This is a genomic window from Pseudomonas sp. GW821-FHT01E10 (assembly GCF_059422365.1).
In genome coordinates this window covers 505,057-517,641 of sequence record NZ_JBWKWT010000001.1, presented here as the reverse complement: position 1 = coordinate 517,641, position 12,585 = coordinate 505,057, and the positions used below count along the sequence as shown (strand labels likewise).

The following is a 12,585-nucleotide window of genomic DNA, read 5'->3' as shown; positions in this document are numbered from 1 at the left end:
GGATTGCGTACACGTGAAGAAGTTACTGCTTTTAGGGGCCAGCGGTTTTATCGGACAGGGCGTCTACGAGGTCCTAAGCCAGGTGAGGGATATCCAGCTTATCCGCCATTCACGCTTGCCGAGGGCTGGTTATGATGTTTGCGAAATCGGCTCTGCGGAGTTTATAAAATTAGTTAACGATAGTGACTTTATTGTTAACTGCACGGGGATCGGTCTTAGTCGCCTGGGCGCGCGCACCGACAGTAATAAGGTACTCACGGAACAGATACTGGTGTCGATTCATGCCGGTACCGCTGACAAGAAGAATTTTTTCCACTTGAGTAGCGTCAAGGCTCACAACCCTGAAAAAAGACTGGATGCGTACGCCGATGATAAGTGGGCGGCAGAGCAAGTTATCCATTCAAATAGCAACAAGGTGCAAGGGGTGATTTTGCGGGTGCCGACCGTACTGGGTCGTCATGATAAGAACCTGTTGCCGATGATTTCACTGTGCAAGTTGAAACTACTGCCATTGGTGACAGATGACCTCCCGGCGCTGCACGTCATTGGTGTGGAAAGTATTGCCCAGTGCATTATCCAATGGTTGGCGCGCAGCCCTGATCAGGCACTGCAAACGTGTTATCTCCTCAGCGAGGACACGGTGACCTATAACGATCTGGTCGGCGAAGTGTACGGCAGGCTCCAGACGGCAGAGGACAATGCCAGGTTGCGGAGAGTGAAAGTACGCTCCTTGTTCAGGATTTACAAAGTTCTGTCTTTTATGGACCTCTTCAGGCGCCAAAGAAAATTATTTCCATGGGCGCGCTTCAACGATCTTTTCATTTGCCCGTGGCATATCGAAAAGGGTGTGAGCGTGATCTTGACTCGGACGAAGTTATCGGTATTGGTAGAGGGATATTTTGAAAGCATTCAGAGTTGATGTCGCCGCCAGTTTGTTGGTACCACTGTTGTGCTCTTCTATGGTACTGCTTTATTACTCGGGTTTAGCGTTGCTTCCGCCGATCATCATGGCGAGTGTTCTGTTGTGTTCAGAACTGTATTTTCTACAAGAGACAGACAGCGATAGCGCTTTCGATAAAGGCATCAAAAGTGGATTTCTGGTGTCGTGCGCGATATCGATTGTCATGCTGTTGCAGTTGCTGATGCGCAGTGAATTCTTATTTCAAATGGTGGGTTCATTCATGATCTTGTGTGGCATCGGTCTGCGGGCTCATGGAAAAATCATACTGGGACGGCATTTTTCGCACTCATTGCGATTGCTGACCGATCATGAGTTGGTCAAGGCCGGCGCCTTCAAGTACATCAGGCACCCGGCGTATCTAGGAACGCTGCTTATTGTCACGGGTTTCGCTTTCTATACGAGCGTTTATGCCGCGTTGATTGTCTTCTCTGTCGCACTTTTATTGGTTCTTAAACGAATCCATGGCGAAGAGAAAATGTTGGTTGATTATTTTGGCGCAGCCTACACCCAGTACCAATTCGACAGCTACAAAGTAATTCCTTTTATTATCTGATAACGTCATTTCAGGAGATTATATGACTCACGTTCACGAAGAAAAAATCAAAGAGATTGTTTCTCAGGTCTTGGGCGTCAGCGTCGGAGAGATCCGCAACAACGAAAACTTCATAGAGGCTTACGGTGCTGATTCGATGTCAGGAATAGAAATCCTGGCCGGTATCGAGGGCGCTTTTCAGGTCCGAGTCAATGAAGCTTACATTCCACGGATAACCAGCGTGGATTCAATTCTCTCGTTTATCGACAAGACCCTGCTTGAGGCTGAGTGTGCATGATGAGCTCCGGCAAGGGCAGAAGGGTTGTCGTCACTGGCTTGGGGCCGGTCAGCCCGATCGGAATTGGGAAAGACGCGTTCTTTCATGCGTTGAAAACTGGGGTAAACGGCACGGGACTGCTTTCAAAAATCGATACCGACCGGTTTGAAAGAAAGTATGGGTGTGAGGTGAAATCCAGCATCAGCACATTGATTCCGGATTTTGACTCTTTCGCTCTCTCCGGGACTCCCAGCCATTTTGCGCTTGCCGCCACCGAGCTCGCTCTAACGGATGCGGCAATTGAACGGGCAGCGATTTCCGGCAAGCGAGTGAATTGTTATTTCGGCACGACCTATGGTGAGTCCAATCTGATTGACAACATGGTTACGGCAATGGCCGAACCTCAGCCAGGCCTGCACGCATCAGTGCAGCATACGTTTGCGTCTGAAATAAGCCGCGATGTCTTGAGATCGATAGGTTCCACCGGTGAGTCAGTCACGATTGGCAATGCGTGTTCAGCCAGTAACACCGCGTTGATATTCGGTTACGAGGCCATCAAGGCCGGGGACTGCGAACTTGCTATTTGCGGTGGAAGCGATGCGATCTACAAGGCCACGTTTGCAACATTCCATCGATTGGGCAGCATGACAGACCAAAACTGCACGCCTTTCAATTCAGGCCGCAAAGGCGTTTTGACCGCAGAAGGTGGTAGTGCACTGGTCCTTGAGGATTACGATCGGGCAATACGTCGCGGGGCACCTATCTATGCCGAAGTCCTCGGGTTTTCGATGAACTGTGATGCCGACCATATGGTGAGACTCAATCATCATAGTGTTGGCGATTGCATGGAGTCGGCGCTTGCAAATGCATTGGTCGCGCCTGGAGCGGTTGGCTATATATGCGCTCACGGTACCGGTACGGTTGCCAATGACAGCAATGAATACATGGCAATTGAGAGGGTCTTTGGCCATTCGCCACCGCCGGTTAGTTCCATTAAGTCAATGATGGGGCACAGCATGGGGGCGGCGGCTGGTTTTGGAGCAATTGCCTGCATGCTTGCGCTAAGCGAGGGATTGCCTCCTACGATCAATGTTTCTGAACAGGACCCTGAAATACCCATCGACATCGTCGCGGAGGGCTTCAGAGCCGGAAAAGTCGATGTGGCGGTCAATAATGCTTTCGCTTTTGGCGGGAATAATTCAATTTTGGTATTCGGTAATCTCAAATGACGGGTGACGCTATCGTTGCATTGGTTTTAAACGATTGGGTCATGTTGCAAATGCCCGGTGTATTCGAGCAAGGGGGCGTGGAGTTACATCGCGGAAAAAGACCTGCGTGGGACCTGGCTTCCGGCGAACTTGTGCCGAGCCGTGAGCTGAAAAATTTCGATCGACAATCCCTGTTGCTATTGGCGGCGATGTCGTTGATCGAGGATGGCAATGACGGAGACTCCCTGGCGGGTTCAGCCATTATCGGTGCAACATCCAATGGTTCCATCGACACCGTTATTCAACTGATAAAAGAGTCGAACGAGAGTCGTTTTGCATTTCAGGTCAATCCGGCACAAATCCCCAATACCGTCATAAATTCTTCATTGGGTCAGTTGGCGATCAAATATGGCATTAAAGGACCGAACGTTTCTCTGTGCGCGAAAGAGTTGAGCTTCTATCACGCATTAGTTCAGGGGTTAAGAATTGCCATGCGAGGCGAGTCTGACTATATCTACACGACGGCGATTGAAACGTTTAGCGGTGAGTTTGGAACGCTCTACGCACAGAGCATTAATCTGCCTGCTGAAAAACGACTGGATACGGCGGCGATTTTCAGCTTTCAGGCAGTTGCTGACCTGAAGGTCCAGGGATTGATCGTCAGGTCATGCATGACGGGGCGTCTATTTTCCTCTGACTCGGCCGGCCTGATCGACCTGATACTCACATTTCTGGCAGGACAGGGTGTTGAACTTGATCAGGTCAGTCGAGTGAACCTCGCTGCTGCGGATTCCTGGCAGATGTCCTTGAGCAGCCTGAATCGTGCCTTCGGGGCGCGGTTCGAGATGCTGGATCGGGCGAAGGCTCTGAGTCTGTCTCTGGTGGGCGCCTATCAATTGGCCGAAATGGCGAATGGTGTTCCGGCCCAAAATTTTGGTGTGATGGCGTGTGTTGATGATGAAGGTTTTTATGGTGTCGCGCTGATTGAACGTAATGATGTTCGAGAGGGTTTTTTCACCGGCTCAAGTGATTCAGAAAAGGCGGGTAACCTATGATTTCGTTTGTAAGATGGTTGTTGGTGTTGCTGTTCATTGTCCTGAGTTTTCCTTTTTTATGCGTATACATGTTAATCAATCCTATAAAGAACAGGAATCTGCATGTGGCCTGTCGGTCATATTCAGTGATTAATAAAATATTCTCGGTTCGTGTCGCTGTGAATGGATTCGATACTATCTCCACTGCTAAGCCATATATCTATGTGGCCAACCACCAATGTAATTATGATGTTCTGATTGTTGCTGAGGCGTTGAAACCAGGCACCGTTATTGTCGGTAAAAAATCGCTTAGGTGGTTGCCTCTGGTCGGGCAACTGTATTGGCTGACGGGGAGCCTGTTCATTGACAGAAACAGCCCCCGGGCTTCTATCCAGAGCTTGCGCAAGATTTCCAAGAGTGTTGTCGCAGACAATACTTCCATCTGGATCTTTCCTGAAGGCACCCGAAACAAAGGTGGGGATATGCTGCCTTTCAAGGCGGGGGCCTTTCGGATTGCCAAGGAGATGGGAGTAGGGATCGTTCCAGTCACGATCAGTCCTGCTGTCGGGGACATTGCCTACAACTCATTGCGCCCTACTGAAGTCAGTATCGTCGCCCATCAACCCATCGAGGCGGATGAGGTCGCGCGTATGAGCGCCAAAGAACTGGCAAGCTACACGCGTGAGATTATCAACAATATGATTCCGGTTATTTAGTCGAAAAAACGGGATACGGTGGGACCCCCGGACTCCTCGATAGGTGAAACTGCACCTATCGAGGAGTTTCCCGCTTAGAACCAATAATGCAGGCCGAGCATTAATGACTGGGCGCTGTAGTCAGTACGCACATCGCCTTGGGGCAGGCCCTGAATGTCACCGAAGTGCGCATCGCGAGTCTTGAGGTATCGATAATCCAGGGACATGGACCATTGTTCGGTGAGTTCGTAACCTACCCCGGCGCCGAGTTGATAGGCCGATACAGTGTCGCGATGAGTGTTGCCGAACTGGACGCCGCCGGCTTCCAGGCCACTGACCGACAGCGTGGTGTAACCCAGGCCGCCGCCGATGTAAGGGGTGAACCGATTGAAGGGGGCTGGCAGGTTCAAGACGTCATACCAGAGGTTGGCCATGACGCTGGTGGCTTCCTCTTCGCCTTTGCCGTCGATGCTCCCGCCGCCTTCGTAGACCCGGTTATTGAACTGGGTCAGGGTGTTTTTGCGGTAGCTGAGTTCCACTTCGGGTCTGAGCCCGATGGGGAATCGCCAGCCCAGTGCGAGTCCGGTGGCGTAGCCGGAGTGTAACGGTTGGTTGAATTCCATCTCGACAAAGTCGAGGTTGTTTTGGTTAAGGTCCTGCGGAGCCACCCAGTTCAGACCACCCATGACGCTGACGTAAGGGCCGAGCGTGTCGGCGGAACTGGACTCAGGGGCAATAACGCCCATGCCAATGACGCCCATCATGAGATACAGAGGTTTTTTAAATAGGTTCATGCTCGGTCCAAAGTGTGCCGTTATCGATAAGTAAGCGGGGGGTGTTCGGGAGCGAGCGTGCAACACGCTCCCTCCCGGGATATTTCATACACGGTGCAAATGCGTTCCAGGTTTTTCGAGCCCTGGGGTACTGATGGCATTCGCTCGTTGTTCAGCCAGCGTGCACAGGTTGCGCAGTGCCGTGGTCATTGCCGCGGTCAGCATTTTGCGTAGCAGCCCGCGGTATAAAAAACTCAAGGGGCCAGAGATCTTTGCGCTATGGATGACTTGGGTTTCATTCGGGGAAAGCCTGCGCATCTGGTGATCGAACTCAAGGTCGATCCACAGCAGTCTTGCCGTGTTCCGATAGCTTTCATGCAGCTTCACTGCTTCCAGTTTCAGCGGCATGTTCAGGCCATTTTTGAGGACGCATTTGCCTCGCGTTCCAGGTTGAAACGGGCCATTGAGTTCACACTGGCGAACGTCGGTATCCCATAGCGGCGCTTCTGAAAAATTGCTCCAGATATTCCAGATTTCAGCACGCGGCGATTTGACTATGACTTGCACTTTGACATCGTTCACGGCGACACCTTGATTGTTGGGGGCACGGTCATGCGGGTGAGTGGGATCAATTGAGTGCCTCAGGCCGCAGGTGCGGATTGACTCAGCACCTGAGCTGTAATGCTGGCTTGACCGATTTTTTCGCCCCGGTTGAACAGGTCGATATAGATGCGGTTGGTTTTGAACGGCTGTTGTGCGTCAAAACCCGCTTGCGGTGCCAATGACAGCGGACTGTTCCTGGGGATTGGCCGATCCAGGGTGAAACTCAAGGCCAGCAGGTTCATCGGGGTGTTGAGTGGAATCCGCAGATGACTGTGGGCAATCTGCATGTAGCACTGGCGGGCAACTTCGAGGAAATACACCATCGAATGGTGCTCGGGGTCGCCCTCCTGGAAGAAGTGCTCATCCGGCAGTTTGAGCGTGTCCACGCTCAATCCCTGAGCGATGCCGCTCATGTCACTGACGATGACGTTTTCTTCCCTGGCCTTGTGCAGCAAGGCCTTGTCACGGCAGCGAGTGGCCGTGAACTCGCCGGCGGGCGATTTCTCGAACGCCGAGCTGTAGGCCATCCCAAGGACGCAGGTGCACATCAGCTTTCCGGCTTGCATGACCTTGGCATTGAACACCTGGGAGTCTTTTTCCTGTTCCAGATGCAGATCAATCACACCCTCCTTTTGTACGTATTGCTGGAACTTGATATTCAGGGTTTTGACATACGCGACTCGCCCACTCAGTGGCGGCATGGCGAGTTCAATCAGTTGCAACACGCCCTCGAGCAATAGAATGCCGGGGATGTGATCAAGAGGGTGATCGAAGAAATAAGGGTGCGCTTCATTCACCACGAGCTGGGCACGCAGTGACTGGGGGCCGCGCTGGACGTTGGTGATTACGACGTTTTCCGGGCAACGTTGCCAGTGCGCCGGGCGCTGGACTTCAGTGCCACGGTGCAGGGCGAAAAGACTCTCCATGGCGCGAACCCGGACACGCAGCCCTGAGAGCAGAGTGTTGGTCAGCATGTCGCTGAGTTGCAGCACGTCGACGCCGTCGTTTTGTGGTTCGCGGACAAGGCTGACAGGACGGGCAGGCGGGATCACCGGTTGCAGTTCATGGTGGGCCGAGTGAGCAAAACGCAGGGTAAAGGGATGCTTGATGGCAGGAGCGGGTTCGGCCACCGTGCTCCATTCCCGAAGCTTTTCAGTAAACAACCACATCACTGCCTTGCCGGCTTCGCGAACCTCGATCACCGTGTGAGCCGATGCACTCAACATCACCGCCAGCAGGGTTTCGATGCCACTGGCTTCAGCCAGGAAACCGGTAATCTCTTGCAGAGATCCACTGGCATGAGTCGCGTCAGGTTGCAGCTCGCAGACTTCAATGTTCTGGTATTGACTCCGCTCTTTGCCCAGCAGTTGGCAAGCCTCTTCCAGCGAGTTCGCGGCATGGGCGAGGACCGCCGCGCGGATCACCAGTAAAGGTTTGTCGCTGGCGTCTGGTTGATAGGGACGCAGCGCAATCAGCCCCAGTCCTTCACCTTGCACCGTCGCTGAATGTCGGGCGCGCTCGATCTCGATTTCACCGCTGATAAAGCGCCCTGCACCGAGCAACAGCGTGGTTATGCCGTTCTTGAACCATTGCTGCGATGCCAGCAAGGTTTGCCAGAACAGACCCGGGGTGCCGACCAGTGTTTGATGGAAACCCTTGAAGTCAAAAATCTGCGTCGGGTAACCGGACAACATGTTCGGCAACATGGTTGCCACGTCCGCTACTTCCACGCCCGGTGGCGTGCCTTGAGCCTGGGAGTAGAAGCTGTGAGCGCTGCTGTACGCATTGCTGAAGCGTTCCCCGCCCATGTTGCAGCACATGACCATTGCCGTGCCAGGTGAGCCGGCCACGCCCGGCAGGCGTCGCAGCAAATGATTGACGCGATCGGTGATCAACAGCTTGAACGGATCGACATGGGCCAGAGGTTTGGGACCCATGCCGAAACCGTCGATATCAATGACGCGATCCTGCGCCAGGAATTGGCCCAGTAACGGCTGACCTGGGGCAGGGGTGTAATCAACGAAACGCCCATAAGGGAAACTGACTGATGGCGCTGCCGGCCGATCGAGCTGTTGCTTGAATGACTGCAATGAGCCGTGACTGCCGATCGCTGCTTCAGCCTCGACAATCGCAAGGTCCAGCATTAACACGCCGGGGTTGGCGTGAGGGGCGACAGGGCGGTTATCGGGAATATATTCATCGACTACCAGATGCGCATTGGCGCCGCCAAAGCCAAAGCTCGAGATGCCTATACGGATCGCTGACTGCCGGTCCGCGAGGGGCTGTATCTGCCTTGTGGCCAGTCGCAGGCTGGTCTCGTCGACTTTTGCGCTGGTACGGTAGTCGGGCTGAGGTGGAATCCCTTTGTGACGCAAGATCATCAGCGCCTTGGCGAGCGAAGCGCCTCCAGCGGCGGCCAGTGGGTGGCCAATGACGGACTTGATCGAACCGATGGTGATTTTTTTGCCGTCTGTGCAGTGGGGGGCGAAGAAGCTGTTCAGCGAGTCCAGCTCTGTCGCATCACCCAGCGGAGTACCGGTGCCATGGGTTTCGATGTAGTCCACGTCATTGGGATCAAGACCGATATAGGCACGCTGGTAAGCCGTGTACTGGGCCTGTTTGCCAGGTGCAAACACTGAACCTTCGGCGCCATCGGCGGACATTCCCAATGCCCGTAAAACACCCAGAGGACGGCGCTGCGCAATCAGGGCCTGCGATACAGGTTCGACCAAAAAGGCGACTGCACATTCGCCCGGCACAATGCCGTCAGCGTCCTGGCCGAACGCCTGCATTTGGGCCCGGGCGGAAAAGGCGGTCAACTGCGAGAAGCCCAGAAACAGCGCCGGTGGCAGCACGGTGTTCAGTGCCATGACAATCGCGTTATCCGCCTGTCCGCTATTGACCAGGGCCTGAGCCATGTCGATTGCATAGGGGAACGAACTACAGGCGGTGTCGACCGATAACGCCGGGCCACCGAAGGCAAAAGCCGCCGCCAGTTCAGCCACTTGTTCACCCGGCGTGTAGCCCTGTGGTGCTTCGGTTTTTCCGGACATGCCGGTGACGAAATAACTCTCGTCACTCCAGGATGTTGCGACCACCAATGCGGTGCGTTCCTTGATCAGAGTCGAGCCTTGTCCGGCAAGCTGGGCGAGGAGTGTCTGCAGTACTTTCTTACCGATGGCGACCTGCCGTCCTTCATGCCGTGAAGGGGTTGATGCGTCATCGGTCAGGCAAAAAGCGCTGTCCAGGTAAACGCGATCCTTTTCACCTGCCTTTGCTGAATAGATTGACGCCTTATCCAGTTCCCAGCGTGTCAGCATCGAATTGATAGGTGCTATCTGTCCTTGCGTCAGCAAATGCCAAAGCGCATCCGTTGACGGTGCCCCGGGAAACTCGCCGGCCATCGCGCTGAAGCAAAAGTCGCCCTCTGTTGTTACCGCGCCATTCATACCCTGTCTCCTGATCGCCAAAATGCTGGGTGATCTGTCCGATCACCCGGATTCCATGCCATTTTTTACAGCGGCTCAGTGCTTCAGCTCAGTCGTGCCAGAAGCGACAAGGCGTCCTGCGGCGTACGACGCGACATCAGTGCTTCACCGGCAAACTCGCTGGCAGAGCACTGTTGCGCCATTGATTGGCAGAGTGCTTCTCGGGCAAAACCGTTGAGCCCTAACTGTGCAAAGGGCGTCTCAATGTCGATCGACTGTGGCGCGTCCGGGATCAGGGGTGACAGGGAGTTGAAAAGCAGGTTGCTTGCCTGCCCTTGGTCGTCCGTTGTGGCAGGTGCTTGCACTTCGGTAGCGGGTGTTGATGTCGACTCGGGGGCGGCCAGGGCGGCTTTAATCAGGGCGATTGTTGCCTGCGGATACTTGGCGTTGGCCAGCTCAGTGCTGTTGGCCTTGAGTTGCGGCCACAATGCGACGACCGACTCCAGGAAGTCCAGCTGCACGAGGGAGTCCAGGCCCAGGCTTTCATAGCTTTGTTTTTGGTCGATCTGGTCAACCGTAAAACCGGTGATATTCGCCAGTTGTTCCAGTACCCATGCTTCGACATCCACGGCAGGTGCCTGCGGATCGGCTTCAAGCCGCGCCAGCAAGGCGGTAGGAGTGGGGGCATCAAAGAGCTGCGAGGTGAGCTCTTTCTTTTCCGGGAAGTGCTGGGCCAGGGATTCGAAAATATCGACCATGCCGAGAGAGTCGATACCCAGGCTTTCGAAACTTTGATCGAAGTCGATTTGTTCTTTTTTGAATCCTGTGACCGTACTTATTTCGGCGCGCAGCCATTGCCCGTAGTTGAGTGCGGGTGTTTGTTCCGCAACAGGTGTCGATTCCAGTATTACCGGGTTCGAGTGTACGGGCTCCAGCACCGCAAGGTTTTTATTGACGGGGGCTTCAATCCCATTGGCATAAACGCCCTCGAGGACTTGTTGATGAGCATTGAAGTAGTGCGCAGTGACGGATTCGGCCTGCTCCAGCAAACGCATCAATATTGATTCTTTTGCGATATTGGACTCGCACAGTGAATCAATGATTTTTTCTGAAAGAGAAAAATAGCTGTTGGCTATTTTTCCATTGGACACGATGAATTCCTGCACAACATCGTTGAGTTGGAAGCGCATGAGGTTCTCCTAACCAAAGTCGGTATATGTTTTCTACAAACAAGAAATAACAAGTCTTGGCCCAGGGTTGGGCCTTGTGTGAATCAATGAACCAGGTTGGCAGTAGCCATATAGCGACTTAAAGTTGGAGTTCCACTGCGTCGATCTCGGAAGATGTTGTTTTTCTGGCTCCTTTGAGCAGCCCGGATCTTACGTTCAGATAAGTGAAGAGCGTTATTGCATCGGCTCCCTGGAAAGCGATGTAGCCGTCAGGACGAATCAACATCAACGTGCCCGCTTTGGCATGGTAACGCTTGTGCAGCCGCCAATCGGGGTCCAGCAACGTCGAGTGCCAGGAAGGCAGTTCGGCGCTGCTCAGGGCATCAATAACGCAATAAGCCTTGATGCCCGGGTAGTCCTTCTCCACCGACTCGGCCAGCGAGTAATAGCCCGGCAACAACGGGGAAAACTGATCGGCTGCGCTGAAAATCAACAGCGTGAACGTTCCGTGGAACAAGTCGATCAAGCGCTTTGGCGGCATACCTTGCAGTTGCCACAACTCGACATCGGGTGCCAGTTGCCCGGCGCGAGGCACCGACGTCTGGAATTCGGGTTTCTTGCCTTTTTTATCCCAATTCATGCGCTGCTTTTTCGTCAGCGATTCCTGGATGTAATCACTCTTGCCGTAGTGGTACTGATGACCGGAAATCATCGACGGCAGTTTGCGCTGAACCTTGCGCCTGTTGCTTATCAGTGGCAGAACATTGTCGCGCAGCCAAACGAGGGCGCGATGCTTGACGGTAATCAGTCCGGTCAGTCGATGTGCCGTGTTCTCGACTTCCAGGGCCACCGGGTAGCGCTCTTCGTTGTAGCTTTCCAGCAACGATGGATCAGCCAGGCCCTGATCGACATAGGCCATTTTCCACGCCAGGTTATAGGCCTCGGAAACCCCCAGGTTCATCCATTGGCCACCGATCGGGCTGCCGATATGAGCCGAGTCGCCCACCAGAAACACAGAGCCTTGCTGCAACGACTGCACGCGGCGATGTTGGAAAGAAGCGATGGTGGTCGATGAAATATTGGACAACGTCATCTTTTGCCCGCGTCCTTCGCACAACCGCTGAAAGTTCTCCAGGCTCAAGGAAGGGCGTTCACCTTCTGGCGGCAGGTTGTAGGGCATCTCGATGAAAAGTCGATAACGGGATTGAGCGCTGATCGGCGCGACCGCGACATAACCGTCCTGTGCACCCAGGAAGAAAGCGCCTTCGTCCTTGCTTCCAGACCACTCGATATCGGCATCGGCGAGCATGAAGAAGCGGTCGTAGGACGATCCTTCGAAGGTCATATCAAGACGTTTTCTGATGTTGCTGCGAGCACCGTCGCACGCGACCACCCAGCGGCTGGAAAAGGACTCGGCGCTGCCGTCCGCATGCTGAAGCGTCATCTGCACCGAGCCCGGCTGGTTTTCTATATCGACCAGCTCGGTATTCCATTCAACATCTGCTCCCAACTTGTTCAGTCGCTCAAGCAGAATCTTCTCTGTCTGCGGTTGTGGCAGGCTGAGGAGCAGGGGGTAGGTGGCGTCCAGGTAGGAGAAGTTGTAGTTCAGCACCCGTTTGGCGTTCGATTGCACCGAAAACTGGTTGATAGTGAATCCGTCGCTGATGGCCTGATCGGCAACTCCCAGATCTCGGAAAATTTCCAGGGTTCTGGAATGGATGGCCATCGCTTTGGTAGCGGTCGAGGGACCGGCATTCTTTTCAATGATGCGAAAAGAGACGCCCCACTTCTTCAGCATGATTGCCAGGGACAGGCCAATCGGGCCGGCGCCTACGATCATGACTGTCGGGGTATTACCGGGTTGGCTGAAGTGCTTGGGGGCCAAAGTGCTCAGAGTGTTCATCG

11 protein-coding genes are annotated in these 12,585 nt (G+C 54.0%); 6 read left to right on the top strand and 5 right to left on the bottom strand.

What is annotated here, in order from left to right; all coding sequences use genetic code 11:
* The first annotated feature begins 13 nt into the window (after positions 1 to 13).
* Genes AC07V0_RS02280 through AC07V0_RS02255 form a run of 6 tightly spaced genes read left to right on the top strand, consistent with a single transcriptional unit; the run spans position 14 to position 4,728 of the window.
* On the top strand, positions 14 to 919 hold the full coding sequence (locus tag AC07V0_RS02280) for an NAD-dependent epimerase/dehydratase family protein (protein ID WP_086945672.1): 906 nt from the start codon (positions 14 to 16) through the stop codon (positions 917 to 919).
* Positions 900 to 1,514 (top strand): methyltransferase family protein, encoded by a 615-nt coding sequence (locus AC07V0_RS02275; RefSeq protein ID WP_192351282.1) that lies wholly within the window; start codon positions 900 to 902, stop codon positions 1,512 to 1,514. The genes AC07V0_RS02280 and AC07V0_RS02275 overlap by 20 nt, the downstream gene beginning before the upstream one ends.
* 22 nt (positions 1,515 to 1,536) lie before the next feature.
* Positions 1,537 to 1,791 carry an acyl carrier protein gene (locus tag AC07V0_RS02270; RefSeq protein ID WP_086945670.1) on the top strand — a complete coding sequence of 85 codons (255 nt, stop codon included), beginning with the start codon at positions 1,537 to 1,539 and terminating at the stop codon, positions 1,789 to 1,791.
* A complete protein-coding gene (locus AC07V0_RS02265) occupies positions 1,788 to 2,999 on the top strand; it encodes a beta-ketoacyl-[acyl-carrier-protein] synthase family protein (RefSeq protein ID WP_086945669.1) in 1,212 nt (403 codons plus the stop codon). The genes AC07V0_RS02270 and AC07V0_RS02265 overlap by 4 nt, the downstream gene beginning before the upstream one ends.
* Positions 2,996 to 4,033 (top strand): hypothetical protein, encoded by a 1,038-nt coding sequence (locus AC07V0_RS02260; RefSeq protein WP_086945668.1) that lies wholly within the window; start codon positions 2,996 to 2,998, stop codon positions 4,031 to 4,033. The genes AC07V0_RS02265 and AC07V0_RS02260 overlap by 4 nt, the downstream gene beginning before the upstream one ends.
* On the top strand, positions 4,030 to 4,728 hold the full coding sequence (locus AC07V0_RS02255; protein ID WP_086945667.1) for a lysophospholipid acyltransferase family protein: 699 nt from the start codon (positions 4,030 to 4,032) through the stop codon (positions 4,726 to 4,728). Before AC07V0_RS02260 ends, AC07V0_RS02255 begins: the two co-directional genes overlap by 4 nt.
* A gap of 74 nt (positions 4,729 to 4,802) precedes the next feature.
* Here the strand turns inward: AC07V0_RS02255 and AC07V0_RS02250 are convergent, their stop codons facing one another.
* The 5 genes from AC07V0_RS02250 to AC07V0_RS02230 form a co-directional block, all read right to left on the bottom strand.
* On the bottom strand, positions 4,803 to 5,501 hold the full coding sequence (locus tag AC07V0_RS02250) for an outer membrane protein (protein WP_086945666.1): 699 nt from the start codon (positions 5,499 to 5,501) through the stop codon (positions 4,803 to 4,805).
* Positions 5,502 to 5,585: 84 nt separating this feature from the next.
* Complete coding sequence (locus AC07V0_RS02245) at positions 5,586 to 6,062, bottom strand: SRPBCC family protein (protein ID WP_019020906.1); 477 nt, start codon at positions 6,060 to 6,062, stop codon at positions 5,586 to 5,588.
* 59 nt (positions 6,063 to 6,121) lie between these two features.
* The gene (locus AC07V0_RS02240; protein WP_495019348.1) at positions 6,122 to 9,532 is read right to left on the bottom strand and encodes a beta-ketoacyl synthase N-terminal-like domain-containing protein; all 3,411 of its coding nucleotides are present in this window, start codon (positions 9,530 to 9,532) and stop codon (positions 6,122 to 6,124) included.
* Positions 9,533 to 9,615: 83 nt separating this feature from the next.
* Entirely contained in the window at positions 9,616 to 10,701 is a 1,086-nt protein-coding gene (locus AC07V0_RS02235) for an acyl carrier protein (protein WP_018927946.1), read from the bottom strand.
* A gap of 118 nt (positions 10,702 to 10,819) precedes the next feature.
* Positions 10,820 to 12,583, bottom strand: coding sequence for an FAD-dependent monooxygenase (locus AC07V0_RS02230; RefSeq protein ID WP_018927947.1), 1,764 nt, complete (start codon positions 12,581 to 12,583; stop codon positions 10,820 to 10,822).
* Between the last annotated feature and the right edge of the window lie 2 nt (positions 12,584 to 12,585).

What these genes read in the sequence shown, in the direction of transcription:
- AC07V0_RS02270 (WP_086945670.1), top strand. Translation starts at nt 1,537, where the DNA reads ATGACTCACGTTCACGAAGAAAAAATCAAAGAGATTGTTTCTCAGGTC.
- AC07V0_RS02265 (WP_086945669.1), top strand. Translation starts at nt 1,788, where the DNA reads ATGATGAGCTCCGGCAAGGGCAGAAGGGTTGTCGTCACTGGCTTGGGG.
- AC07V0_RS02255 (WP_086945667.1), top strand. Translation starts at nt 4,030, where the DNA reads ATGATTTCGTTTGTAAGATGGTTGTTGGTGTTGCTGTTCATTGTCCTG.
- AC07V0_RS02235 (WP_018927946.1), bottom strand. Translation starts at nt 10,701, where the DNA reads ATGCGCTTCCAACTCAACGATGTTGTGCAGGAATTCATCGTGTCCAAT.
- AC07V0_RS02230 (WP_018927947.1), bottom strand. Translation starts at nt 12,583, where the DNA reads ATGAACACTCTGAGCACTTTGGCCCCCAAGCACTTCAGCCAACCCGGT.
- AC07V0_RS02250 (WP_086945666.1), bottom strand. Translation starts at nt 5,501, where the DNA reads ATGAACCTATTTAAAAAACCTCTGTATCTCATGATGGGCGTCATTGGC.
- AC07V0_RS02240 (WP_495019348.1), bottom strand. Translation starts at nt 9,532, where the DNA reads ATGAATGGCGCGGTAACAACAGAGGGCGACTTTTGCTTCAGCGCGATG.
- AC07V0_RS02260 (WP_086945668.1), top strand. Translation starts at nt 2,996, where the DNA reads ATGACGGGTGACGCTATCGTTGCATTGGTTTTAAACGATTGGGTCATG.